21 protein-coding genes and 1 pseudogene are annotated in these 24133 nt (G+C 69.9%); 16 read left to right on the top strand and 6 right to left on the bottom strand.

The annotated features are described in order from the left end of the window. The first annotated feature begins 192 nt into the window (after positions 1–192). The gene (locus MJQ72_RS05300) at positions 193–1074 is read left to right on the top strand and encodes a DMT family transporter (protein ID WP_240598013.1); all 882 of its coding nucleotides are present in this window, start codon (positions 193–195) and stop codon (positions 1072–1074) included. On the opposite strand, the gene MJQ72_RS05295 is transcribed toward MJQ72_RS05300, so the two are convergent. Together MJQ72_RS05295 and MJQ72_RS05290 are read right to left on the bottom strand one after the other, a co-directional pair. Beyond that, a complete protein-coding gene (locus tag MJQ72_RS05295) occupies positions 1071–1634 on the bottom strand; it encodes an N-acetyltransferase (RefSeq protein WP_240598012.1) in 564 nt (187 codons plus the stop codon). The two genes, MJQ72_RS05300 and MJQ72_RS05295, sit on opposite strands and share 4 nt — an antisense overlap. Next, the gene (locus MJQ72_RS05290) at positions 1631–2152 is read right to left on the bottom strand and encodes a YbaK/EbsC family protein (protein ID WP_240598011.1); all 522 of its coding nucleotides are present in this window, start codon (positions 2150–2152) and stop codon (positions 1631–1633) included. Before MJQ72_RS05290 ends, MJQ72_RS05295 begins: the two co-directional genes overlap by 4 nt. A 220-nt stretch (positions 2153–2372) precedes the next feature. Between MJQ72_RS05290 and MJQ72_RS05285 the strand changes: the two genes are divergently transcribed. The 4 genes and pseudogenes from MJQ72_RS05285 (at position 2373) to MJQ72_RS05270 (ending at position 5601) form a co-directional block, all read left to right on the top strand. Continuing rightward, the gene (locus tag MJQ72_RS05285) at positions 2373–2855 is read left to right on the top strand and encodes an SAV_6107 family HEPN domain-containing protein (RefSeq protein WP_240598010.1); all 483 of its coding nucleotides are present in this window, start codon (positions 2373–2375) and stop codon (positions 2853–2855) included. 24 nt (positions 2856–2879) lie between these two features. Continuing rightward, positions 2880–3643, top strand: a pseudogene (locus tag MJQ72_RS05280) (maleylpyruvate isomerase family mycothiol-dependent enzyme). Between the two features lie 108 nt (positions 3644–3751). Then, the gene (locus tag MJQ72_RS05275; RefSeq protein ID WP_240598009.1) at positions 3752–4420 is read left to right on the top strand and encodes a VOC family protein; all 669 of its coding nucleotides are present in this window, start codon (positions 3752–3754) and stop codon (positions 4418–4420) included. Between the two features lie 95 nt (positions 4421–4515). Then, entirely contained in the window at positions 4516–5601 is a 1086-nt protein-coding gene (locus MJQ72_RS05270) for a GNAT family N-acetyltransferase (protein WP_240598008.1), read from the top strand. Positions 5602–5665: 64 nt separating this feature from the next. Here the strand turns inward: MJQ72_RS05270 and def are convergent, their stop codons facing one another. Further along, positions 5666–6166, bottom strand: a complete 501-nt coding sequence (gene def, locus MJQ72_RS05265; RefSeq protein ID WP_240598007.1) for a peptide deformylase — start codon at positions 6164–6166, stop codon at positions 5666–5668. 37 nt (positions 6167–6203) lie between these two features. Beyond that, positions 6204–10826 (bottom strand): ATP-dependent helicase, encoded by a 4623-nt coding sequence (locus tag MJQ72_RS05260; protein WP_240601257.1) that lies wholly within the window; start codon positions 10824–10826, stop codon positions 6204–6206. A gap of 172 nt (positions 10827–10998) precedes the next feature. Between MJQ72_RS05260 and MJQ72_RS05255 the strand changes: the two genes are divergently transcribed. The 7 genes from MJQ72_RS05255 to MJQ72_RS05225 all read left to right on the top strand — a co-directional run bounded on the left by MJQ72_RS05255 (position 10999) and on the right by MJQ72_RS05225 (position 17233). Beyond that, positions 10999–12909 (top strand): Hsp70 family protein, encoded by a 1911-nt coding sequence (locus MJQ72_RS05255; RefSeq protein WP_240598006.1) that lies wholly within the window; start codon positions 10999–11001, stop codon positions 12907–12909. Between the two features lie 117 nt (positions 12910–13026). Then, positions 13027–13221 carry a DUF3046 domain-containing protein gene (locus tag MJQ72_RS05250; RefSeq protein ID WP_240598005.1) on the top strand — a complete coding sequence of 65 codons (195 nt, stop codon included), beginning with the start codon at positions 13027–13029 and terminating at the stop codon, positions 13219–13221. A 206-nt stretch (positions 13222–13427) separates the two neighbouring features. After that, complete coding sequence (gene recA / locus MJQ72_RS05245) at positions 13428–14468, top strand: recombinase RecA (RefSeq protein ID WP_005164741.1); 1041 nt, start codon at positions 13428–13430, stop codon at positions 14466–14468. A gap of 78 nt (positions 14469–14546) precedes the next feature. Continuing rightward, the gene (locus MJQ72_RS05240; RefSeq protein ID WP_085940894.1) at positions 14547–15074 is read left to right on the top strand and encodes a regulatory protein RecX; all 528 of its coding nucleotides are present in this window, start codon (positions 14547–14549) and stop codon (positions 15072–15074) included. A gap of 517 nt (positions 15075–15591) precedes the next feature. Continuing rightward, positions 15592–16215 carry a glyoxalase gene (locus MJQ72_RS05235; RefSeq protein WP_240598004.1) on the top strand — a complete coding sequence of 208 codons (624 nt, stop codon included), beginning with the start codon at positions 15592–15594 and terminating at the stop codon, positions 16213–16215. Positions 16216–16265: 50 nt separating this feature from the next. After that, a complete protein-coding gene (locus tag MJQ72_RS05230; RefSeq protein WP_240598003.1) occupies positions 16266–16706 on the top strand; it encodes an iron chaperone in 441 nt (146 codons plus the stop codon). Between the two features lie 89 nt (positions 16707–16795). Continuing rightward, positions 16796–17233 (top strand): GNAT family N-acetyltransferase, encoded by a 438-nt coding sequence (locus tag MJQ72_RS05225; protein ID WP_240598002.1) that lies wholly within the window; start codon positions 16796–16798, stop codon positions 17231–17233. A 43-nt stretch (positions 17234–17276) separates the two neighbouring features. On the opposite strand, the gene eda is transcribed toward MJQ72_RS05225, so the two are convergent. Together eda and edd are read right to left on the bottom strand one after the other, a co-directional pair. Beyond that, entirely contained in the window at positions 17277–17897 is a 621-nt protein-coding gene (gene eda / locus MJQ72_RS05220) for a bifunctional 4-hydroxy-2-oxoglutarate aldolase/2-dehydro-3-deoxy-phosphogluconate aldolase (protein WP_016332712.1), read from the bottom strand. Further along, the gene (gene edd, locus MJQ72_RS05215) at positions 17894–19783 is read right to left on the bottom strand and encodes a phosphogluconate dehydratase (protein ID WP_240598001.1); all 1890 of its coding nucleotides are present in this window, start codon (positions 19781–19783) and stop codon (positions 17894–17896) included. Before edd ends, eda begins: the two co-directional genes overlap by 4 nt. Positions 19784–20047: 264 nt before the next feature. On the opposite strand from edd, the gene MJQ72_RS05210 reads away from it, so the two are divergent. From MJQ72_RS05210 to MJQ72_RS05195, 4 genes are read left to right on the top strand one after another with little or no spacing between them, the layout of a single operon-like run. Beyond that, a complete protein-coding gene (locus MJQ72_RS05210) occupies positions 20048–20335 on the top strand; it encodes a hypothetical protein (RefSeq protein ID WP_016332714.1) in 288 nt (95 codons plus the stop codon). Then, positions 20332–21162 carry a hypothetical protein gene (locus MJQ72_RS05205; protein ID WP_240598000.1) on the top strand — a complete coding sequence of 277 codons (831 nt, stop codon included), beginning with the start codon at positions 20332–20334 and terminating at the stop codon, positions 21160–21162. Before MJQ72_RS05210 ends, MJQ72_RS05205 begins: the two co-directional genes overlap by 4 nt. Positions 21163–21213: 51 nt before the next feature. After that, positions 21214–23130: a fumarate reductase/succinate dehydrogenase flavoprotein subunit gene (locus tag MJQ72_RS05200; RefSeq protein WP_240597999.1), complete on the top strand. Its 1917-nt coding sequence runs from the start codon at positions 21214–21216 to the stop codon at positions 23128–23130. After that, positions 23127–23879: a succinate dehydrogenase/fumarate reductase iron-sulfur subunit gene (locus MJQ72_RS05195; RefSeq protein WP_005164720.1), complete on the top strand. Its 753-nt coding sequence runs from the start codon at positions 23127–23129 to the stop codon at positions 23877–23879. Before MJQ72_RS05200 ends, MJQ72_RS05195 begins: the two co-directional genes overlap by 4 nt. The last annotated feature ends 254 nt before the right edge of the window (positions 23880–24133 follow it).

The raw sequence follows: 24133 nt of genomic DNA, 5'->3' as shown, positions 1-24133 counted from the left end.
GCTCTATTCACTTGCCCGCCTTGATACGTTCCTCCCGTGCACCGGATCTTTCTCGTCACCCCACCCCCGCCTCCTGAGCGGGGTGTCTCCGGCCGCGCGGCGTTCCCGCCGCCCGGCCGATCCGTGCTGCACTGAAGCACCCCGCGTCGTCGACGTCCCTTCCGACAGACACAGACGCAGGAGCGTTTCCCCATGTCCGTTGCCGTACCCACGCGCGCCCGATCGTCGGCCGCGCTCGTCCTCGCCGGGGTCCTCTGGGGGACCGGCGGCCTCGCCGGATCCCTGCTCGCCTCCCGTGCGGGCCTCCATCCGCTGAGCGTCGCCGCGTACCGGCTGCTCATCGGCGGCGTGATCGCCACCGGCTACCTCTGGCTCACCGGAGGCCTTCGCGGCCTTCCCCGCACGTCACAGGCCCGTCGTCGCCTCCTGGCGGTCGGCGGGTTGTTCGCCCTCTTCCAGACCAGCTACTTCGCCTCGGTCTCGCTGAGTTCCGTGAGCGTCGCGACGATGACCACCATCGGCAGCGCACCCGTCCTGCTCGCCGTCGCGACGGTGGTCAAAACCCGCCGCCTGCCCGGAGCGTGGACGGCGGTGTCGCTGGCCGGGTCGCTCGCCGGGCTCGCGCTGCTGCAATGGACGCCAGGGCAGGAAGTCAACGTCGCCGGAGTGCTGTTCGCCCTGCTCGCGGCGGCCGGGTTCGCCGCGCTGACGCTCGTGACCGCGACCCGCGTCGAGGGGCTGGATCCCTTGCCCACCACGGCTTTCGGCTGCTTGATCGGCGGCGCCGCGCTCTCTCCCGCCGCCTTGTGGTTCGGGATGGCCGTGCCGCTCCAGGCCGACGTGCTCGCGCTCGTCGTCTACTTCGGTGTCGTGCCCACGGCGCTGGCGTACGCCGCGTACTTCCGCGGCCTCGAGAGCGCACATCCCGTACTGGCCGCGCTGTCCGCCCTGCTCGAACCGCTGACCGCCGCGCTGCTGTCCATGGCCGTGCTCGGCGAACGGCTCGGCGCCGTGGGCTGGTGCGGCGCGGTGGTGCTCATCGCCGCGCTCGCCATCGCCTACACGAAGCCTTAGAGCGGCAGCGTCCGGCCGAGGATCGCGAAGGGCCGCGGATCCCCGGCGAAGTGGTAATCCCGCAGCACATCGACGAATCCGACGCGCCGGTACAGGTTCCAGGCCCGGCTGGTGCCTTCCGGCGTGGACAGGAGGACGTGGGCGTTGGGTACGCCGTCGAGCAGCCGTCGCAGGAGGTCCTCGCCGATCCGCTTCCCCTGGCTTTCGGGGCTGACGTGGATCTCGGTGAGCTCGAAGTAGTCGGACATCCAGTGCTCGGCGGCGGCCTGGCCCTCGCGGCGGGTCAGGCCGTGGCGCACCTGTTCGTGCCACCACTGGCCGCCGCGGCCCTTGTAGCCGTAGGCGAGCCCGAGCAGCACGCCGTCCGCGTCGAGCGCGGCCATGCAGCGCCAGCCTTCGCGCAGCGCGTGCGTGAGCCACATCGGCGCGCGTTGCTCGGCCGTGCCTTCGGGGTAGCGCATGGCGTTGACGTAGATGGTCAGCGCCTCGGGGAGCCGGGCGCGGAACTCGTCCGCGGACAGCTGGACGTAACGGGTGCATTCCGAGGACATCGCGGTCACGGGCGCCCATCCTGCCCGTCGCCCGCGACGTCCGCGGGAGTACCCCCGGTCAGTGCGACGAGATCGTCGAACGTCGTGGGGTACACCGACTTCGGATGCCCGGCGGCCGCCCAGACGACTTCGTGAGCGCGTAACGCGATGTCGACGAGCGTGGTCAACGCCTTCGGGTGACCGACCGGGGCGACGCCGCCGATCGGCTGCCCGGTGTGCGTGCGGACGAAATCCGCGTCCGCCTTGCCGATCTCGTCGGCTTCGGTCAGCGATGCGAGGAGGCCGGTGTCGGCGCGGTGCGCGCCGGAGGTCAGGGCGAGCAGGGCCGTTTCCGTGTCGCCGGTGCGGCCGCGGAAGACGAGGCTGTTCGCGATCGCGCCGACCTCGACGCCGAGCGCTTCGGCGGCCTGGGCGGCCGTGCGGACTTCGGCGGGGAGGATCCGGATCCCGTCCGCGGCGGCCTGCTGGCCCGCCTCGGCGAGCGCGGCCGCGACCTTGGCCACCGAGGGATGGTCGATGGTGCTCATACGCCTATGAGATCACGTGGCCGATGCCGTGTCCCGCACCACATGCGGCGATCACCTCGCTACGGGGTTGAAGGAATGGGCACTTCAGGGTTACATTGGACTTGTTCGAACAGACGTTCGACATTCGGTGAGCGCGCACCGGTAGGTGCCCGGCGCGGGGCGGGGGAAGCGCCTCGGCTCCGGGCACCGGCCGGCGCTCACGTACAGGAGGAGGGTCGTCATGTCCGTTTCGGTCGTGTCCCCTGACGAAGCCGAGAGGCCGGGGGGCGCCGCGCAGCCCGCCCTGCCGATGTCGTTGCGCCCGCCGGCACCACCCGCGGCGGTCTCCTTGTACGCGCAGGCGAGGCGGGGGCTCGCCGAGGCAGAGCGGGAAGACGATCCCGCGGAGCGGTTCATCGGCGCCTACCTCGCCGCGCTGCGGGGCGCGGCGGCGGTGCTGGAGGCCCGCGGCCGTCCGCACCGGGGCCGCGCCAGGCCGGCGAGCGGCTGGGTTCTGCTCGATTCCGTCGCGCCCGAGCTGAAGGAATGGGCGGCGTTCTTCGCGGCCAACTCGGCGACGCGAGCCGCCGCGCAGGCGGGTATCACCGGCAAGGTCACCGTCGAGCTGGCGGACGAGCTGACGCGGGCCGCCACGGTGTTCCTGGAACTGGTGCGACGGGTGGTGCACGGGCTGCCGATGGGTGACTCGGCGCATGTGGCTTAGCGCACCACGGAGAGGGGGTGCCCGATGGCCGGGCAGGCCATGATCGACCAGGGCAGGTTCCTGGAGGTGATCGGCGCCGAAACCGAGCTGATGGCTCAGGTGGCGCATACCGCGTCCGCCGACGCGCCGGTCCCGACCTGCCCCGGCTGGACGCTCGGCGAGGTCCTCCGGCACGTGGGCAGTGTGTACCGGGTCACCCGCCGCTGGATCACCGACGGGCGGCGTCCCGAGCACTGGCAGCGCAAACCGGGGCCGGGGCAGACCCTGGAGGAGTACTTCCGCGAGGGCCGGGACGAGCTCGTCGCCGAGCTGTCCGCGCACGATCCGGACGAACTGGCGCCGACCTGGTGGCCGGCGGACCGCAGTTACGGGTTCTGGCGGCGCCGGATGGCGCACGAGACGACGATCCACCGGATCGACGCCGAGAGCGCGGCCGGCCGGGAGGTGTCGGAGATCCCGAGGACGTGGCGGTCGACGGGATCGACGAGGCACTGGTGCTCTGGTTCGGCCAGCGGCTGCCGTTGCTGGGGCTGTCCGGCACCAAGACCGGATCGGTCGGCGTGCGCACCGCGGGCCACACCTGGATCGCCAGGGCCGGGCCCACGGAGACGGTCGCCTGGCGATGCTCGGCCGAGGAAGCCCGGCGCGCGGACGATCTGGTCACCGGGAAACCGGACAAGATCTACCGCTGGCTCTGGGGCCGGGCGGGTCCGACGGCGGTGACGGTCAGCGGAGACCAGGACATGGCGGGACAACTCTGGGCCCTTCTGCGGCTCGCGACCCGATGACCGGTCGGTGGGGAAGCCAAACCGGTCAGGAGCGGTCGGCGAAGCCGAAGATGTCCGAGTTCGCTCACAGCACTGAAACTGTCGGTGGTGCCGTCTAGGTTCATCAGGGTGACAACGCGCCTGGTGAACCTGGTCTTCGACTCGGCCCTTCCCAGGAATCTGGCGGGTTTCTGGGAAGGGCTGTTCAGCTGGGACGCCCCGTTCGAGCCGGCGTTCCGGTCCGAACCGGGCCCGAAACGGGGCAAGAACCGGCTGCACCTGGATCTGGCGAGCCGTTCGCCCGAGCACCAGGCCGAGCTGGTGGACCGTGCGCTGTCCCTCGGCGCACGGCATATCGACATCGGCCAGGGGCCGCCGGAGGAGAAACGGGTGCCGTGGGTGGTGCTCGCGGACCCCGAGGGCAACGAGTTCTGCGTCCTCGAGCCTCGCGAGCAGTACGAGGGCACGGGCGCGATCGCGTCGGTCGTCACCGAAGCCCTCGACCCGGAGCGGCTCGCGCGGTTCTGGGCGGCCGCGCTGGGCTGGGAGGCCGGCGTCCGGGAAGAGGCGATCGTCGGCCTGCGGCCACCGGACGGTCGCGGCCCGTGGGTGGAGTTCCTCCTCACGAAAGAGGAGAAACGGCACCGGAACCGGCTGCGGTTCGAGATCGCGCCACGGCGAGGCGGGAGCCGGGCGGCCGAGGTCCGGCGCCTGCGGGAGCTGGGCGCCACCGGGCGGAACGGCGACGCCATGGTGGATCCGGAGGGTAACGAGTTCAGCGTGCTCACGCCCCGCTGAGTGTTTCGCCAGGGTTGCGCGGCGTCGTCGAACGCTGACCTGAGCGAAACACCGGCGCCGTGGGCAGGCAACAACCGGCCGGGACCGTTGAGCTCATGGAGACCTATCGAGCCCGGCCCACCCTGGTCCATCCCGGCGAAGAGACGACGGCCGCTTCGGCCTGGCGCGTCCGGATCCGCGTGGACGACCGGCCCGGCACCCTGGCCAGGATCGCGATCCGGCTGGCCGACCTCGAGTGCAACATCCTCGGGCTGTCGGTGCTCCCGGTGCCCGGCGGCGTGCTCGACGAGATCGTCCTGAGGCCGGCCACCGGCCTGCCGCGGCAGCTGCTCATCGACGCGATCCGCGACGAAGGATGCGAATGCTCAGCCGTCGTCGACGCGGACCTGGCGGAGCTGGTCGATCCCGCCACCGCGACGCTCACCGCGGCCAAACGAGCCGTCGAGGAACCCGGTGGCCTCGCGGAGGTGCTCCGCGGCGTCTTGGCGGCCGACGTCGTCACGAAGGTCCCGTCGATCGAGTCGAACCCGGCCCGCACGGAAGGAGGGCACCGGGCGGTGTTCCCCGCGGGGGACGGCGCGGCGTTTGTCGCCCGCCGCCGGTGGTCGCCGTTCGTCGAACTGGAACTCAGCCGCGCCGTCGCGCTGACCGGCCTGGTCGCCGCCGTCCGTGACAACGTGACCGGCCCGATCGTGCTCGACCGTGCCGACGGCGCCGCGATCGTCCTGCGCAAGGGCGTCCCCGGTGACGCGGAAGCGGTGTCCGCGCTGCATCAGAGATGCTCGATGACGACGCTCTTCCACCGCTATCACACCGGGATGCGTGCCGTACCGCGCCGCTGGCTGCACCGGCTCCTGATGCCGCCGCGCGGGATCAGCCTGCTCGCGGTCTGCGGCCGCGACGTGATCGGCCTCGGGCAGCTGATCCCGCCGTCCGACGGCGGCGCGGCCGAAGTCTCGCTCCTGGTCGAGGATTCCTGGCAGCGCCAAGGCATAGGCTCGGCTTTGCTGGCCCGGCTCGCCACGCTCGCCCTGGCCAAGGGGGAGCGCGAACTCACCGCCGTCTGCCTGCCCGGCGACGACTCCCTGTACCGCACCGCCGTCCGCGTGGGGCTCCGCCCCGAACGCGTCGCCGACGACTCCGGCACCCTGCGCTTCACGCTCCCCGACCCCCGCGTTTAGTCCTCTGGACGCGGTAGTTCGCGTTACCGACCACCGCGTTCGGAGGACGAAACGCGGGAGGGCGTCAGCGGTTCCAGAACCAGTCTTTGCAGCGGGCCTCGCCCAGCGCGCGCTTCTTGCGCTCGGGAGTGAGCCGCTCCAGGTACAGCTTGCCGTCGAGGTGATCGGTCTCGTGCTGCAGGCACTGGGCTAGCACGTCGACGCCTTCGACCTCGACAGGCTCGTTGCGCAGGTCGACGCCGCGCACCACGGCGTGCTTCGCGCGCACCACCGGGAACCACAGCTCCGGCACGGACAGACAGCCCTCGCCGATCTCGTGCGTCTCTTCGGAGAGTTCGACGATCTCGGGGTTGATCACGTATCCGCTCAGCCCGCCGACGTCGTAGCTGAACACCCGCAGCCCGACCCCGATCTGCGGCGCCGCGAGCCCCGCGCGCCCGGCCGGTTTCACCCCGTCCATCAGATCGGTCACCAGCGACTCGATCTTCTTGTCGAATGTCGTGACCGGGTCGCATACGGTCTTGAGCACGGGATCCCCGAAATAGCGCAGGTCGCGCATCACCATGTTCGAACGTCCTTCTCCGCGGGTCTGAGCGGTGATTCTAGGCCCGCAGGCGCAGCCCCTTGGGAGTCGCCCGGAAACCCGCCTCCTGGAGGACGGCCGAAAGCTCCGAGGTGAGCGCCACCTCGCCGTCGGCCTTCTGCACCGCGAGCTGCCCGAGCCAGCCCTCCCGTACCGCCGTGGACAGCGCCCGCGCGGCCGACCGCAACGTGTCCTGATCTTCGGTGAAGCTCAGCAGCGACCGGCCGCCTCGTTCGACGTACATCGCCGGGACACCGTCGACGAGGACCGCCAGCGCCCCCGCTTTCCTTGCCGGACGGTGCTTCGTGTCGCCCGTCGCGGCGGGCCACGGCAACGCGGCACCGTAGGGCTGGGCCGGGTCGGCGGCGGCGAGGACGACGGCGCCTTCGGTGGTCGTGCGCTGATTCCCGGATTGCGCGCGCAGCCTGTCGACGGCACCCTTCGCCGCGAACTGCGCCGCGCCGAGCCCTTCGACCACATAGCCCCGGACGACCTGGCCCGAATCCTCCATCCCGCGCAAAACCTTGTAGATCCCGGAAAAACCGCCCGTCACGCGCTCGGTGTCGAGGGCGCCGCGAGTGAGGACGCCGTGCCGTTCCAGGAAGGCCTCGGTCCGCGCGTGCGCGCGCCTGGTCGGATCCGGCTCGCGATCGGGGGTCAGGGCCCAGCGTCCCGCCACCGTCGGCGGCCCGGTGCGCGAAGGCATCGCCGGACGCCCGGCCCGAAGCCTCGCGTACCGGCCGCGAGGAGCTTGCCGCCGTGGCTTGTGCGCCGCGCCGGAGCCGGAGACCTGTGCCCGCAGCGGGCCCAGCGTGTCCCCGGTGACCAGCCCGGCCCACACGAGATCCCACAGTGCCGCCACGACTTCGCCGTCGTTGGGCGGGGTTTCGACCAACGGCGACGCCCGGTCCACGAGCTGGCGGAAGAACTGCGCTCCACCGTCCAAAGTGGACAGAATGGCTTCATGGAGCGGACCGGACGGCAGGTCGTCGTCGAGATCCGGCAGGAGCAGATCGGCGACGTCCGTGGGTGCGAGCGCCAGCCAGCCGTCTCCGCCGGACAGGGAACCGCAGCCGCACCAGGTCACCTCGCCCGCCGTGGTGAGCTCGTCCAGCAGCGACGGGGTGTAGCCGGGCAGCCTGCTCGGCAGGATCAGGGACTCGACCGCGCTCGCCGGCAGCGGGGCACCGGCCAGCTGCTCGACCACGGACAGCACGTCGTCCGCCGTCGGCGCCGACCGCACTCGCGCCCCGATCCCGTGCCACGACGGCAGGAACCGGCCCAGTGCCGCCGGTTCGACCGGCTCGACCTCGGCCCGCAGCCGGGCCAGCGACGCCCGCCGGAGCCTGCGCAGCACCGACGCGTCGCAGAACTCGATGCCGACGCCGTGGGTCTCCGGATGCCCGACCGGGCTCAGCTCACCCCGGACCAGCCTGCCCTGCGCGGTCAGCCTGTCCAGCACGCCGGTGACCACGGCCGTCCCGAGCCCGAACCGATCGGCGGCCTGGCGGGCGCTGAACGGGCCACGGCTTCGCGCATAGCGGGAAAGCAGGTCTCCGACCGGATCCTCGACGGGTTCGGTGAAGGCCTCCGGCACGCCGACCGGCAGCGCGGTGCCCAGCGCGTCCCGCACCCGGCCCGCGTCCTCGATGGCGATGAAGCGCTCGCCGCCACCGATGCGCACCCGGATCACCCGTCGCGCGGCTTCCAGCTCCTCCAGCCATTCCCGCTGAATACCGCGCGCGGCGGCCTCCTCGATCGAGAGATCGCCGAGGAACCGCAACAGATCCGCGGCGTCCTCGGCGTTGCGGGCATGCCTGTCCGGGTCGAGCCGTTGCAGGGAACGCTCGACTTCGGCGACGACCTCGGCGTCCAGCAGTTCCCGGATCGCCTCGGTGCCGAGCAGCTCGGCCAGCAGCGTCGAATCCAGTGCCAGCGCCGCGGCGCGCCGTTCCGCGAGCGGGGCGTCCGTCTCGTACAGGAACATCCCGACGTAGCCGAAGAGCAGGCTGCGCGCGAACGGGGACGCGGACGGCGTCTCGACCTCGACCAGCTTGACCTTGCGGGACCGGACGTCGGTCATCAGCTCGCGCAGCCCGCCGACGTCGTACACGTCCTGCAGGACTTCCCGCATCGCTTCGAGCACCACGGGGAACCGTTCGTACTTGGCCGCGACCGAAAGCAGCTGGGACGCCCGCTGCCGTTGCTGCCACAGCGGGGTGCGGCGGCGCGGATCCCGGCGGGGGAGCAGCAGCGACCGCGCCGCGCATTCCCGGAACCGCGCGGCGAACAGCGCGGAGCCGCCGACCTCGGCGACGATCAGCTGCTCGACCTCTTCCGGATCGAGCAGCACGTCTTCGACCCCGATGGTGACCTCGGCGCCGTCCATGTCCAGCGCTTCGGGCAGCCGCAGCACGATGCCGTCGTCGGAATGGGCCACCTGGGCGTCGACCCCGCGGTTCTCCCGCAGCCGGGCCGCGATCGCGAGCGCCCACGGCGCGTTGACCTGCGCGCCGAACGGCGAGTGCAGGATGACGCGCCAATCGCCCAGCTCGTCGCGAAACCGTTCCAGGAGCACGGTTTTGTCGTTCGGCACATGACGGGTGGCCGACTTCTGCTCCTCCAGGTACGCCAGCAGGTTGTCGCAGGCGTACTCGTCCAGCCCGGCGACGGCGGCGCGTTCCCTGGCCGCGGACGGCTCCGAAGTGGACAGTTCGCGGACGAACGCGCCCAGCGCCCGCCCCAGTTCCAGCGGGCGGCCGGGGGCGTCGCCCTTCCAGAACGGCATCCGGGCGGGCTCACCCGGCGCGGGGACCACGATCACCCGGTCGTGGGTGATGTCGGTGACCCGCCAGGAGGAGGTGCCGAGCAGGATCGTGTCCCCGACGCGGGACTCGTAGACCATCTCCTCGTCGAGCTCGCCCACGCGCGACCCGGGTTTGTCGTCGCCGCCCGGCGTCATCACGGTGAACAGGCCGCGGTCGGGGATCGTGCCGCCCGAGGTCACGGCCAGCCGCTGCGAACCCGGGCGGCCGTGCAGCTCGCCGCTGACCCTGTCCCAGGTGATCCGGGCGCGCAGCTCGCCGAACTCCTCGCTGGGGTACCGGCCGGCGAGCATGTCGAGCACGGCGAGCAACGCGTCGTCCGGCAGGGACGCGAACGGCGCCGCGCGGCGGGCGAGGGCGGCCAGCTCGTCGACCGTCCACGATTCGAGCGCCACCATCGCCACGACCTGCTGCGCGAGCACGTCCAGCGGATTCCGCGGATACCGCACCGCTTCGATCGCCCCGGACGCCATCCGTTCCGCCACCACGGCGCAGGAGACGAGGTCGCCCCGGAACTTCGGGAACATCACCCCGCTCGACACCGCGCCCACCTGGTGCCCCGCCCGGCCGACCCGCTGCAGCCCCGAAGCGACCGTCGGCGGCGCCTCGATCTGCACGACGAGATCGACCGCGCCCATGTCGATGCCCAGCTCCAACGAGGACGTCGCCACGACGCACGCCAGCCGCCCGGACTTGAGCTCCTCCTCCACATGCGTGCGCTGCTCACGCGACATCGAGCCGTGGTGCGCCCGCGCGATCACCGGCGCCGCGCCGGTGGTGAGCCCGGACTGGCCGATCGCCTCGGCGGGATACCGCTGATCCGGCTCCAGCTCGCTCTGCTCCGCCACGAGTTCGTTGAGCCGGGCCGTCATCCGCTCGGTGAGCCGCCGCGAGTTGGCGAACACGATGGTCGACCGGTGCGCCTGGATCAGTTCGAGGACCCGCTCCTCCACGGCGGGCCAGATCGACGGCCGCCGCGGTGCGCCGTCGATGTCCTCCAGCGAGCCGGGCAAACGCGCGAGACCAGCGTCGAGGTCTTCGTTCTGCTTCGGCCCCTGCGGACCGTCGAGATCGGCCATGTCCTCGACCGGGACCTCGACACGGACCTCGATCGTCTTCGCGAGCTTCGGCTGGACGACGGTGACCGGCCTGCCACCGGCCAGGAACGACGCGACCTCGTCGATCGGCCGGACCGTCGCCGACAGCCCGATCCGCTGGGCGGGCTTTTCGAGAAGGGCGTCGAGCCGCTCCAGGGACAAGGCCAGATGCGCGCCGCGTTTACCGCCCGCGACCGCGTGCACCTCGTCGATGATCACCGTCTCCACGCCGCGCAGCGAATCGCGGGCGGAGGAGGTGAGGATCAGGAACAGCGACTCCGGCGTGGTGACCAGCACGTCCGGCGGGGTCTTGCCGAACGAGCGCCGCTCGGCGGCGGTGGTGTCGCCCGTGCGCATGCCGACGCCGATGTCCGGCACCGGCAGCCCCAGCCGCCGCGACGCCTGCGAGATGCCCGCCAGCGGCGCCCGCAGGTTGCGCTGGACGTCGACCGCCAGCGCCTTCAGCGGCGAGACGTAGAGGACACGGCAGCGTTTCCGCGGCTCGGACGGCGGCGGCTCGACCGACAGCCTGTCCAGCGCCCAGAGGAAGGCCGACAACGTCTTGCCCGACCCCGTCGGGGCCACGACCAGCGCGTGTTCCCCGGCGTGCGCGGCACGCCACGCCCCTTCCTGCGCGCGGGTGGGCGCGGCGAAGGCCCCGGTGAACCAGTCCCTGGTCGCGGGGGAGAAGAGGTCGAGTACGTCTGCCACGCCCTCCATACTGCGCCGGACCACCGACAGTTTCGCTCCGAGGGCTGTGACGAGGCACCCGGTCGGGACGAGATCGGCGGGTTCCGCACGTGCGGTGACCTCGCTCATGGGAGCATCACCGCCAGCGCGACCGGATCAGTGCTGGGGCGGTCGCCGTTCGTCTGTTGAAGGGGTATGAGCTGTGCGGATCCTGTCGGTGGACCTCGGGACGTCCAACACCGTGGCCGTCCTATCGGCGCACGGGAGGCCGCCGCGGGTGGTCGAGGTCGACGGTTCGGCCAACATGCCGTCCGCGGTGTTCGCCACCGAAGACGGCACGATCATGGTCGGCCGCGACGCCGAACGCCGTGCCCGGCTCGACCCGACCCGCTTCGAGCCCAACCCCAAACGCCGCATCGACGAGCAGACGCTCCTGCTGGGCACGGACGTCATCCCGGTCACCGAGGTGCTGGCCGCGATCCTGCGCCGCGTCCTCGACGAGACCACCCGCCAGCTCGGCGGCGAACTGCCCGACGAGGTCCGGCTCACCCACCCCGCGCAGTGGGGGCAAACCCGCCGCAACGTGCTGTTGTCCGCCGCCCGGCTCGCCGGGATGGGCGGCAACCTCGTGCTCGTCCCCGAGCCGGTCGCCGCGGCCGCGCATTTCGCGTCGTTCCCCGGCAAGACGCTCGCGCCGGGCCAGGCGCTCGCCGTGTACGACCTCGGTGCCGGCACCTTCGACGTCGCGATCGTCGGCGCGACCCAGAACGGCGGCTTCACCGTCGTCGCCGAAGACGGCCTTCCCGACCTCGGCGGTCTCGACGTCGACCAGGCGCTGCTGGTGCACGTCGGCCGCGAGGTCTCGCACAGGGACCCCCAGCGCTGGCAGCGGGTCCTGCGGCCCGAGTCCACTCCGGATCGTCGTACGCGGCGCGCGCTGCAGGAGGACGTGAAGGCGGCGAAGGAAGCCCTCTCCCGGCACCCGCAAACCGAGGTCCCGATGCCGGAGCCGTTCGAGGACGTCCTCGTCACGCGAGGCGAACTCGAAGCGCTGGTGCGGCCGTCGATGCTGCGCAGTGTCGAGCTGATGTCGCGGGTGGTCCGCTCGGCCGGGATGACCCCGGACCGGCTCGCCGGTATCTACCTCGTCGGCGGTTCGAGCCGTCTCCCGCTGGTCGGCAGCCTGATCGCGGAGAAGCTCGGCGTCGTCCCCGGCAGCCTCGACCAGCCCGAGACCGCGGTGGCGCTCGGCGCCCAGCACGTCGCTTCCGACGGCATCAGCTCGCGTACACAGGGCGTCGAAGGGCAGGTCGCGGCGGGAACCGGGGCGCATCAGGTCGGCCCCGGCGCGTCGGGCCCGTACCCGCCGCCGCAGCAGGTCGCGTCGATCCCCGGCTACTCGGGCGGGGGCCCCGGCCAGTCCGGCGGCTTCCCCCAGTCGGGTTATCCGAACAGCGGCCCGCAGCAGGCGCAGCAGCCCGCGCCGACGAATTTCCCGACGTACTCGCTCGCCGGGCAGGCCACCGCCGAAAAGGCGCCCGCGAGCAAGAAGAAGCCGCTCGTCATCGGCGCCATCGTGGCCGTCGTCGTGCTGCTGGCCGCCGGGCTCACGTTCTTCCTGACATCCTCTTCTGCGACGACCTACACGGCCGACGAGTGCAAGGTGCCCGGCGCGGCCGACGACAAGGGCCTCACCGGCTGCCTGCGCCAGCTCGCCGGGAAGATCGCCGACACCGGGGACTGCAAACCCGGGATGGGCAACGGGCCGGCGAAACCGGCGGAAGACCTCGGCGTGACGTCGACCTGCTCCGCGCCGGGCCGCGCCGGGACCCAGGTGACCTATCTGCAGAGCGACTCGGCGGAGAAGATCAAGGCCTACACCGACGGACTGCTCAAAGCGGCCGGCGGGGACCGCACCGAGGCCAAATGGGTCGGCAACGCGCTGGAAGGCCAGTACTCCTCGGCCGCCGGGCGGAACGCCGCCGTGCTGGTGTTCACCGTGACCGACCGGCCGCTGGTCGGCTTCATCTACCAGGTGCCGGCCGAAGGGCAGGCCCCGACGCCGGGTGAGCTGGCCGACTACTTCGAGAAGAGCGTCCAGCCGGGCGAGTAGCCGCCTTTTCCCGATCCTCAAGTCCGTGAAGGCCTCCTTGAGGGACCCAGAGTCCCTCAAGGAGGCCTTCACGGACCACCGGCCTCCCGCGACCGGTCCCGGGCTAGACTCCGCTCGATGCGTATCACGGTCTTCCGGCGGCTGATGGCCGACGAATTCGGTCCCGGACGTGCGGAAACCCTCTCCAGGGATCACGTCTTCGGCGAACTCGGGGGCCGGACCGTCGAACAGGCCCTCGACGCGGGAACCTCGGCCAAGGACATCTGGCGGGCGGTCTGCGAAGCCTTCGATATCCCACCAGAGCGGCGTTGACCTCGAAGAACGGGCAAGAACTCTAGCGCAACGGCGTGTCGGCGACGGCCTCGAACACACGTTCGTCTATGGTGTTGTCCACAACGGGGTCAGCGATCCACAGCTTGGGCGCGAGGCCTGGAATTGTCGGTGGTCGCCCGTAGCGTCGGACCCGACAGCTCAGAACTGAATCAAGCCCTACCGGCTCAACCAACGAGGTGGACTCCATGGCACCAGCAGCACCCGACAAGGACAAGGCGCTCGAACTGGCCCTCGCCCAGATCGACAAGCAGTACGGCAAGGGCTCGGTCATGCGCCTCGGCGAAGAGGGCCGCGCGCCGATCGAGGTCATCCCCACCGGCGCCATCGCACTCGACGTCGCGCTCGGGATCGGCGGCCTTCCCCGCGGCCGGGTCATCGAGATCTACGGTCCGGAGTCCTCCGGTAAGACCACCGTCGCCCTGCACGCGGTCGCCAACGCGCAGAAGAACGGCGGCATCGCCGCGTTCATCGACGCGGAGCACGCGCTGGACCCGGAGTACGCCAAGAAGCTCGGCGTCGACACCGACGCGCTCCTGGTCTCCCAGCCGGACACCGGTGAGCAGGCGCTCGAGATCGCGGACATGCTGATCCGTTCCGGCGCGCTCGACATCCTGGTCATCGACTCGGTCGCCGCGCTCGTGCCGCGCGCCGAGATCGAGGGCGAGATGGGTGACAACCACGTCGGCCTGCAGGCCCGGCTGATGAGCCAGGCGCTGCGGAAGATGACCGGTGCGATGAACAACTCCGGCACCACCGCGATCTTCATCAACCAGCTGCGCGAGAAGATCGGCGTCATGTTCGGCTCCCCGGAGACCACGACCGGTGGTAAGGCGCTGAAGTTCTACGCGTCGGTCCGCCTGGACGTCCGCCGGATCGAGACGCTGAAGGACGGCGGCGAGCCCGTCGGCAACCGCACCCGCGTCAAGGTCGTGAAGAACAAGGTCGCGCCGCCCTTCAAGCAGGCCGAGTTCGACATCCTCTACGGCAAGGGTGTCTCCCGCGAGGGTTCGTTGATCGACATGGGTGTCGACCAGGGCATCCTGCGCAAGTCCGGCGCCTGGTACACCTACGAGGGCGACCAGCTGGGCCAGGGCAAGGAGAACGCCCGCAAGTTCCTGCTGGACAACCCGGACATCGCCAACGAGATCGAGAAGCGCATCAAGGAGAAGCTCGGCATCGGTGCCGCCGTCGACGCCGAAGCCGCCCCCGCGCCGGTCGACTTCTGAGTTCCTTCGGCCCCGCCAGGGGTGAAGTCACCGATCGATCGTTTCGACTGGAGTGAGAGCTGAATGCGTGCGCCCAAAGTGGATCCGGCGGAGCTGCCGCCGGACGAGCGGAGGAAGAAGGCCAAGGAGATCTGCTTCGATCTCCTGGCCGCGCGCCCGCGTTCCACGGAGGAACTGCGTCAGGCCCTCAAGCGCAAGGGCTTCGACGAGGAGACGACGGAGACCCTGCTCGGTAAGCTGGACAAGGCAGGGCTCATCAACGACGCCGAGTTCGCCGAGATGTGGGTGCGTTCCCGTCATGCCAACATGGGCCTGGCACGGAACGCCCTCGTAGCCGAACTCAAACGCAAAGGAATCGATGGGGATATCGCCGTCCAGGCCGCCGACGAGGTGGACCGAGAGGCAGAGGAGCAGCGCGCCCGAGAGCTGGTACGGAAGCGCATGCGCTCCTTGGGCAACGTCGACGAGCAGACGGCGATCCGCCGCCTGCTGGGCTTCCTCGCCCGCAAGGGCTATCCCCAAGGGCTGGCCTACACCGTGATCCGCGACGAACTCCGCGAGTTCGGCGCCGAGTCGGCACTGCTGGACGACGCCACCCTCGACTGAGCTTCCTCACCAAGCCATTCACCGGCTGTGCGGGCACCTTCCCGCCGGCCGGTGTTTTGCGTTCCCGGGCGGTGGCCGTGAGTGGCGTTTCGGGTTGGCGCCAACCCGGTCTTAGGAACCTGCGGTTCGGGGGTTTCGCGTGACCAGAGGGACGACACACGTGCGCAGACGGACGACACGTGTGTCCAGGTGGACGGCTCAGGGGCGGATTCCGGCTACGCGCGTGTCGTCCGACCAGTCACGTGTGTCGGCCCCCTGATCACACGCGCCGTCCGCTCGGTCACGCGAAAGTGCCGCCTGGGCTCACGACCCCGGTGACTACGGGCAGCCCCTGCCACCACGGCAGCCCTGGGCCGAGTGTCCCCAATGCCGCATCAGGGACACTGAGTGTCTCAAATGCGACATTGGCAACCCCCGCACAGTCCAGGTCGCCTCCGGCAAGCTGCTGAACAGCGCAAACGCGACCGATCAGGAATCGAGAAGCGCCGGAAGCCCGCCGCGAAATAGCGTTACCGGCATGAACTTCATCGACGCCATCACCCTCGAAGTGGCCGACACCGAGGCCGCCGAACGCTTCTACTCCACCGCCTTCGGGCTCGGCCCCGAGCTTCGCCTGCGGGCCTCGCAGGAGCCGTCCACCGGCTTCCGCGGTTACACCCTTTCCCTCACGGTTTCCCAGCCCGCCAACGCGGACGCGCTCATCGAGGCCGCGGTCGCCGCCGGGGCGACCGTGATCAAGCCCGCCGCGAAGTCGATGTGGGGCTACGGCGGAACCGTCCAGGCCCCGGACGGCGCGATCTGGAAGATCGCCACCTCGGCGAAGAAGAACACCGCGCCGGCCACCCGCGAGTTCGACGACATCGTGCTGCTGCTGGGCGTCGCCGACGTGGCCGCGAGCAAGAAGTTCTACGTCGAGCACGGCCTCGCCGTCGGCAAGAGCTTCGGCCGCGTGTACGTCGAGTTCGAAGCCGGCTCCGGCCCCGTGAAGCTGGCGCTGTACAAGCGCAAGGCCCTGGCCAAGGACGCCGGTGTGTCCCCCGAGGGCACCGGTTCGCACCGCATCGCGATCTGCGGGGCCGCCCCGTTCACCGATCCGGACGGGTTCGCCTGGGAGACCTCGGCGCTCGCCGCCCAGTCCTGATGTGCCACTTCCGGATGCCCCCGCTCGCCGCCTACCTTGGAGAAAACACGATGAGCACCACGTACGAAGGTTTCACGGCCGAAGAGAAGGCCGCGATGAAGGAACACGCCCAGGACATGAAGAAGGCCGCGCGCCGCGGCTCGGCCGCCGACAAGGCGGCGGCGGCCGAGCAGGACGTGGTCGCGAAGATCGCCGAGATGTCCGATGAGGATCGGGCGCTGGCCGAGCTGGTCCACGACGTCGTGAAGGCGAACGCGCCGATGCTTGCGCCGAAGCTCTGGTACGGCCAGCCCGCTTACGCGCTGGACGGCAAGATCGTCTGCTTCTTCCAGGCGGCGGCCAAATTCAAGACGCGGTACGCGACGCTCGGCTTCAACGAGGCCGCACAGCTGGACGACGGTGCGATGTGGGCGACGGCCTTCGCGCTGACCGGGGCCACCCCGGCGGTGAAGAAGCGTGTCGCCGCCTTGGTCAAGCAAGCCGTCAGCTGACCGGAGTGGCAGCCCGCTTTACCGCGTGAGTGGCCACACGCGGGACGGCGGGGAAACCCTAGGCTCGGGTGATCACCGGGAGGACGACCATGATCACCATCGAGCCCTTGAAGCCCGAAGACCGCGAAGCCTGGGAACACCTGTTCCGCGCGTACATCGACTTCTACGAACGTGTTGCGCCCCAAGAGGTCTACGACCGCGCCTGGCGTGAGTTCCGGACGGGGGAGCGGATGCATGCGCTCGGTGCCCACGTGGGCGGTGAACTCGTCGGGATCACGCATTTCCTGGTGCATCCCAGTACCTCCGCGCTCACCGACGTCTGTTATCTGCAAGATCTGTTCACCGCGCCGGAAGCCTGCGGCAAAGGGGTCGCGCGGGCACTGATCGAGGCCGTCGCGGACTGGGCCCGCACCCGCGACTGCGGCAGGGTCTACTGGCACACCAAGGAATCCAACGCGACCGCGCGCCGTCTGTACGACCGGGTCGCGGTCAACCGGGGCTTCATCCAGTACCAGTTGCCACTGTGAAAGCAGTGAGGGCCACTCGGCACGCCAGTGGCCCTCACCGAGATCAGAGCTTCGAAGCCTCCGCCGCGAACGCCTCGATCTTCCCGAAGTCCTTGGCGGCCAAGGCATCCTTCGGGGTCAGCCACGAACCGCCGATGCAGCCCACATTGGACAGTGCGAGATAGTCCGGTGCGGTCTTCACGGTGATCCCGCCGGTCGGGCAGAACTTCAGCCCGGGCAGCGGCCCGCCGATCGACTTCAGGTACGCGACGCCGCCACTGGCCTCGGCGGGGAAGAACTTCAGCGCGGTCAGCCCGCGTTCGGCCAGCCGCATCGCCTCCGAAACCGTGCTCGCGCCCGGCAGGAACGGCAGGCCGGTATCGAACGCGGCGTCCAGCACGGCGTCCGTGCAGCCCGGGGTCACCAGGAACTTCGCGCCGGCGTCGGCCGCCTGCTTGGCGTGTTCGGGCGCGGTGACGGTGCCGGCGCCGATGACGATCTCCGGCACTTCCGCGGCGATCCGCTCGATGGAGGCGAGTGCCGCCGGGGTGCGCAGGGTCAGCTCGATCACGCCGATCCCGCCCGCGAGCAGGGCCCGCGCGGTGGGCACGGCGTCGGCGGCGTCGTCGAGCACGACGACGGGCATCACGGGGGACAGGCCGAGCAGGTCGGCGCCGGTGGTCACTGGGTTACCTCCACAGGGGTCAACGTGTGCGCCGGAGCGCCGAAGTGTTCCGGCGTGAGCGGTCCGAACACGCTCGCGCCCTGATCGGCGGGGCCGACCGCGCGGCGCAGCGCCGCGAACAGCTCCCGGCCGGTGCCGGTCCAGGATGCCTCCGAAGGCGGGGAGTCCACCAGTTCACGGCGGGCGAGTTCTTCGTCACCCACGAGGACGTCGAGCGTCCCGGCCTTGGCGTCGAGACGGACGACGTCGCCGTCGGCGATCCGCGCGATCGGGCCTCCCGCAGCGGCTTCCGGGGTCACCTGGATCGCCGCCGGGATCTTGCCGGACGCGCCCGACATGCGGCCGTCGGTGAGCAACGCCACCTGATGCCCGCGGTCCATCAGCACCCCGAGCGAGGGGGTGAGCCCGTGCAGCTCCGGCATCCCGTTGGCCTGGGGACCCTGCTGCCGGATGACCACGACGACGTCGCGGTCCAGCTCGCCGGCCTCGAAAGCGTCCTTGAAGGACTTCTGGTCGGTGAACACCCGCGCCGGGGCCTGCACGATCCGGTGTTCGGGCGCCACCGCCGACACCTTGATCACCGCGCGGCCGAGGTTGCCCGCGACCATCCGCAGCCCGCCGTCGGCGGCGAACGGCCGCCACGCGGGGCGCAGGACGTCCTCGTCGAGGCTGCGCGTCGGGACGTCGCGCCAGACCAGTTCGCCCTCGGAAAGGATCGGCTCCTGCCGGTAGCGGTGCAGGCCCGGGCCGGCGACGGTCTGGACGTCCTCGTGCAGCAGGCCCGCGTCGAGGAGCGTGCCGACCAGGAACTGGATGCCCCCGGCGGCGTGGAAGTGGTTGATGTCGGCGCTGCCGTTCGGGTACACGCGGGCCAGCAGGGGGATCACCGACGACAGATCGGAGAAGTCGTCCCAGGTCAGCTGGATGCCCGCGGCGGCGGCGATCGCGACGAGGTGCATCGTGTGGTTGGTCGAACCGCCCGTGGCGAGCAGCGCGATGACACCGTTGACGACGGCCTTCTCGTCGATCACGCGCGAAACCGGCGTGTACTCCTCGCCGCGCGAGAGCTTCACGACGCGGCGTCCGGCCTCCTCGGTGAGCACCCGCCGCAGCGGCGAATTCGGCTGCACGAAGCTGGCGCCCGGCAGGTGCAGGCCCATCACCTCGACGACCATCTGGTTGGAGTTGGCGGTGCCGTAGAAGGTGCACGTGCCCGCCGAGTGGTACGAAGCCGCTTCGGCGTCCAGCAGGTCTTCGCGGGTCGCCTTGCCCTCGGCGTAGAGCTGGCGCACGCGCGCCTTCTCCTTGTTCGGCAGGCCCGAGTTCATCGGCCCGGCGGGCACCAGGATCGCCGGTAGATGCCCGAAGGACAGCGCCCCGATCAGCAGACCGGGCACGATCTTGTCGCAGACGCCGAGCAGCAGCGCCGCGTCGAACATGTCGTGGGACAGCGCGATCGCGGTCGACATCGCGATCACCTCGCGGCTGAACAGCGACAGCTCCATCCCCGGGCGGCCCTGGGTGACGCCGTCGCACATCGCGGGCACACCGCCGGCGAACTGGGCGACGCCGCCCGCCTGGCGGACCGAGCCCTTCAGCATCGCGGGGTACTCCTGCATCGGCTGGTGGGCCGACAGCATGTCGTTGTAGGACGAGACGATCGCGACGCCCGGCGCCCGCGCGGCGCGCAGTGCCGCCTTGTCGACACCTTCCATCGCGGCGAAGCCGTGGGCGAGGTTGCTGCAGTCGAGGCCGCGCCGCACCGGCCCTTCTTCGTGGGCGGCGGCGACGCGCTCGAGGTACGCGGCGCGGGTTTCGGCGCTGCGGGCGGCGACGCGTTCGGTGACTTCGGCGATGATGGGGTGGACGTTCGGGGCGGTGCTCATTGTCCGGCTCCGGATCACTGGTCGTGGTGGTCCGCGGGACGGCAACGCTGACGTCGCTGGGTCGTGACAGTGGCCACAGTAACCCAGGGGAAAGCCCGAATCAAAATCGATACAGAAGATCGACTCGCGTGACCTCCGTCACGCCCCTAGGTTCTACTGTGCTACTTGTCACATTGCACAACGCGCGGCAGAGTCGGGATGGCGAGGAATCGCTTGCCCTCGAAGGCTCAAGCGGCCAACCGAACCGACCATCGGGAGGTACCGATGTCCACCACAGAGATCGCCGAGCTTCGGCGAGCCATCGGTCAGCTGAGGCAGTGCGTCGGCGCGCTGCGCTCCCGATACGGCGACGCCTCGGCGGTACGGCGCCTGGCGAACGACGTCGAGCGGCTCGACATCGACGCGACCGACCTCGACACGACCCCGAACGCGGTCCCCGCGCAGGCGAAGGCCGCCGACCGGGTCCAAGTTCCCGATACGCCCTACGACCCGGCGCTCTGGCAAGGCGCCGATGACGAAGGCGTCGGCGGCTACAAGCGCGACCAGCGGTGAGCGCCCCCGCCGGCAACGAGGCCGGACGGGGAACGGGGGTCCGCGCACCGTCGCGGGCCCTCATCGTCGAGAAAACGCTGCGCACCGACCGATGGTGGCTGTCCCCGCTGCTGACCGTCCTCGGCCTCTCCGCCTTCATCATCTACGCGACGATCAGGTCCTTCGTGCGCACCGCGTACTGGGTGCCCGAGTACCACTACCTGACGCCGTTCTATTCGCCCTGTGTCTCGGAATCCTGCGTCGAAGGCTCCCGGCATTTCGGGGCCTGGTTCGGCGAACTGCCGGGCTTCATCCCGCTCGGCTTCCTGGTCCTGCCGTTCCTGCTGGGCTTCCGGCTGACCTGCTACTACTACCGCAAGGCCTACTACCGGGCCGTCTGGTTCTCGCCGCCCGCCTGCGCGGTCGCCGAACCGCACGCGAAGTACACCGGGGAGACCCGGCTGCCGCTGATCATCCAGAACGCCCACCGCTACTTCTTCTACGTGGCCGTGGTCGTCTCGCTGGTCAACACCTACGACGCGATCACCGCGTTCCACGGCAAGACCGGCGGGTTCGGTTTCGGGCTCGGCAACATCGTGCTGCTCGGCAACGTGATCCTGTTGTGGGCGTACACGTTGTCGTGCCACTCGTGCCGTCACGTGACCGGTGGCAGGCTCAAGCATTTCTCCAGACATCCGGTCCGCTACTGGATCTGGACCCAGGTGACGAAACTCAACACCCGCCACATGGCGCTGGCGTGGACGACGCTCGGCACGCTCGTGCTGACCGACCTCTACGTGATGCTCGTGGCGAGCGGTGCGATTTCGGATCTGCGGTTCATCAACTAGCGGTGCGGGAATCTCCCGTCCCCGGCGACAAGCTTTGAGGTGGCTCTTTTCATGACCGAGGTCGAACGGCTCAGCTACGACGTGGTGGTGATCGGTGCCGGCGGTGCCGGCCTCCGCGCGGTCATCGAAGCCCGCGAACGCGGCTTCAGCGTCGCGGTGGTGTGCAAATCGCTCTTCGGCAAGGCGCATACGGTGATGGCCGAAGGCGGCTGCGCGGCGTCGATGGGCAACGCGAACTCGAACGACAACTGGCAGGTGCACTTCCGCGACACCATGCGTGGCGGGAAGTTCCTCAACAACTGGCGGATGGCCGAACTCCACGCCAGGGAGGCACCGGACCGGGTCTGGGAACTGGAGACCTACGGCGCGCTGTTCGACCGCACCGCCGACGGCCGGATCAGCCAGCGCAACTTCGGCGGGCACACGTACCCGCGGCTGGCGCACGTCGGCGACCGGACCGGGCTCGAACTGATCCGCACGATGCAGCAGAAAATCGTTTCGCTGCAACAAGAGGACTTCAAGGAGACCGGCGACTACGAGGCACGGATCAAGGTCTTCGCCGAATGCACGATCACCGAGCTGCTGACCGAGGACGGCCGGATCTCCGGCGCGTTCGGGTATTGGCGCGAGAGCGGCCGGTTCATCCTGTTCGAGGCGCCGGCGGTGGTGCTGGCGACCGGCGGCATCGGGAAATCCTTCAAGGTCACCTCGAACTCGTGGGAGTACACCGGTGACGGGCACGCGCTGGCGCTGCGGGCCGGGGCGACGCTCATCAACATGGAGTTCGTCCAGTTCCACCCGACGGGCATGGTCTGGCCGCCGAGTGTGAAGGGGATCCTGGTCACCGAAGGCGTCCGAGGTGACGGCGGGGTCCTCAAGAACACCGAGGACAAGCGGTTCATGTTCGAGTACGTCCCCGACGTGTTCAAGGGGCAGTACGCGGACAGCGAGGAGGAAGCCGACCGCTGGTACACCGACCAGGAGAAGAACCGCCGCACGCCGGATCTGCTGCCGCGCGACGAGGTGGCGCGCGCGATCAACTCCGAGGTCAAGGCGGGCCGGGGATCGCCGCACGGCGGGGTCTTCCTCGACATCGCCAGCAGGCTGCCCGCGGAGGAGATCCGCAAGCGGCTGCCGTCGATGTACCACCAGTTCAAGGAACTCGCCGACGTCGACATCACGAAGGAACCGATGGAGGTCGGCCCCACCTGTCATTACGTGATGGGCGGGATCGAGGTCGACCCGGACACCGCGTCGTCGAGCGTGCCGGGGCTGTTCGCCGCCGGCGAGTGCTCGGGCGGGATGCACGGCTCGAACCGGCTCGGCGGCAACTCCCTTTCGGATCTGCTCGTCTTCGGGCGCCGCGCTGGTCTCGGCGCCGCGTCCTACGTCGCGGAACTGAAGGACCGCCCCAAGGTCAGTCAGTCCGATGTGGACGCCGCCGCGGCGATGGCGCTCGCGCCGTTCGACCCGCCGGGTGACGGTGTCGAGGAGAACCCGTACAGCCTGCACACCGAGCTGCAGCAGTCGATGAACGATCTGGTCGGCATCATCCGCAAGGCGGAGGAGATCGAACGGGCGCTGGAGAAGCTCGGCGAACTGCGCGAGCGGATCAAGCGGGTCACCGTCGAGGGGCACCGGCAGTTCAACCCCGGCTGGCATCTCGCCGTCGACCTGCGGAACATGCTGATGGTCAGCGAATGCGTGGCGCGGGCCGCGCTGATGCGGACCGAGAGCCGGGGCGGGCACACGCGGGACGACCATCCGGGCATGGACGCCCAGTGGCGCAACAAACTCCTGGTCTGCTCGGCCACGCCGGGCGACAACCCGGTGATCCCGGAGATCGGTATCGAGGTCAAGGCGCAGACACCGTTGCGGCAGGATCTGCTGGAGCTGTTCGAACTGTCCGAGCTGGGGAAGTACTACACCGACGAAGAACTGGCTTCGCACCCCGGGAGTCCGGCATGAGCTACAAGGCGAGTTTCCGGGTCTGGCGCGGTGACGCCGATTCGGGTGAGCTGCAGGACTACAGCGTCGAGGTCAACGAGGGCGAGGTCGTCCTCGACATCATCCACCGGTTGCAGGCCACCCAGGCCTCGGATCTGGCGGTGCGGTGGAACTGCAAGGCGGGCAAATGCGGCTCGTGCTCGGCGGAGATCAACGGCAAACCGCGGCTGCTGTGCATGACGCGGATGTCGACCTTCACCGAGGACGAGGTCATCACCGTGACGCCGATGCGGACGTTTCCGGTGATCCGCGACCTGGTGACCGACGTGTCGTTCAACTACACCAAGGCCCGCGAGATCCCGTCGTTCACGCCGCCCCCGGAGCTCAAGCCGGGGGAGTACCGGATGCAGCAGGTGGACGTCGAGCGCTCGCAGGAGTTCCGCAAGTGCATCGAGTGCTTCCTGTGCCAGAACACCTGCCACGTGGTGCGTGACCACGAGGAGAACAAGGAGGCCTTCGCCGGCCCCCGGTACCTGATGCGGATCGCCGAACTCGAAATGCATCCCCTCGACGTCGCCGACCGGCGTGACGAGGCGCAGGAGGAGCACGGCCTCGGGTACTGCAACATCACCAAGTGCTGCTCGGACGTGTGCCCGGAGGGCATCCACATCACCGACAACGCGCTGATCCCGATGAAGGAACGCGTCGCCGACCGGAAGTACGACCCCATCGTCTGGCTGGGGAACAAACTGTTCCGGCGGGACAAGTAGTCACCCCTCGTGAGTGGCAAGGACGGTTCTAACCGTCCTTGCCACTCACGAGCTAAATCGGTTGCCGCCGCCCCTATGCCTGTCGCACACTTACCCGCACACCGACCGAGGAGGACACATGACGCGACGTTGTTACGCCATGGCCCTTGGTATGGAAGAAAAACACGGCTCCCGGCCGATGTCCTAACAGGACGTCGCATACGCGGAGCCGCCCTTCGGGAAACCGAACCGGGCGGCTTTTTCTTTCGGTGACC

The organism is Amycolatopsis sp. EV170708-02-1 (genome assembly GCF_022479115.1).
GTDB lineage: Bacteria > Actinomycetota > Actinomycetes > Mycobacteriales > Pseudonocardiaceae > Amycolatopsis.
This window is presented reverse-complemented; position numbering and strand designations above follow the sequence as displayed.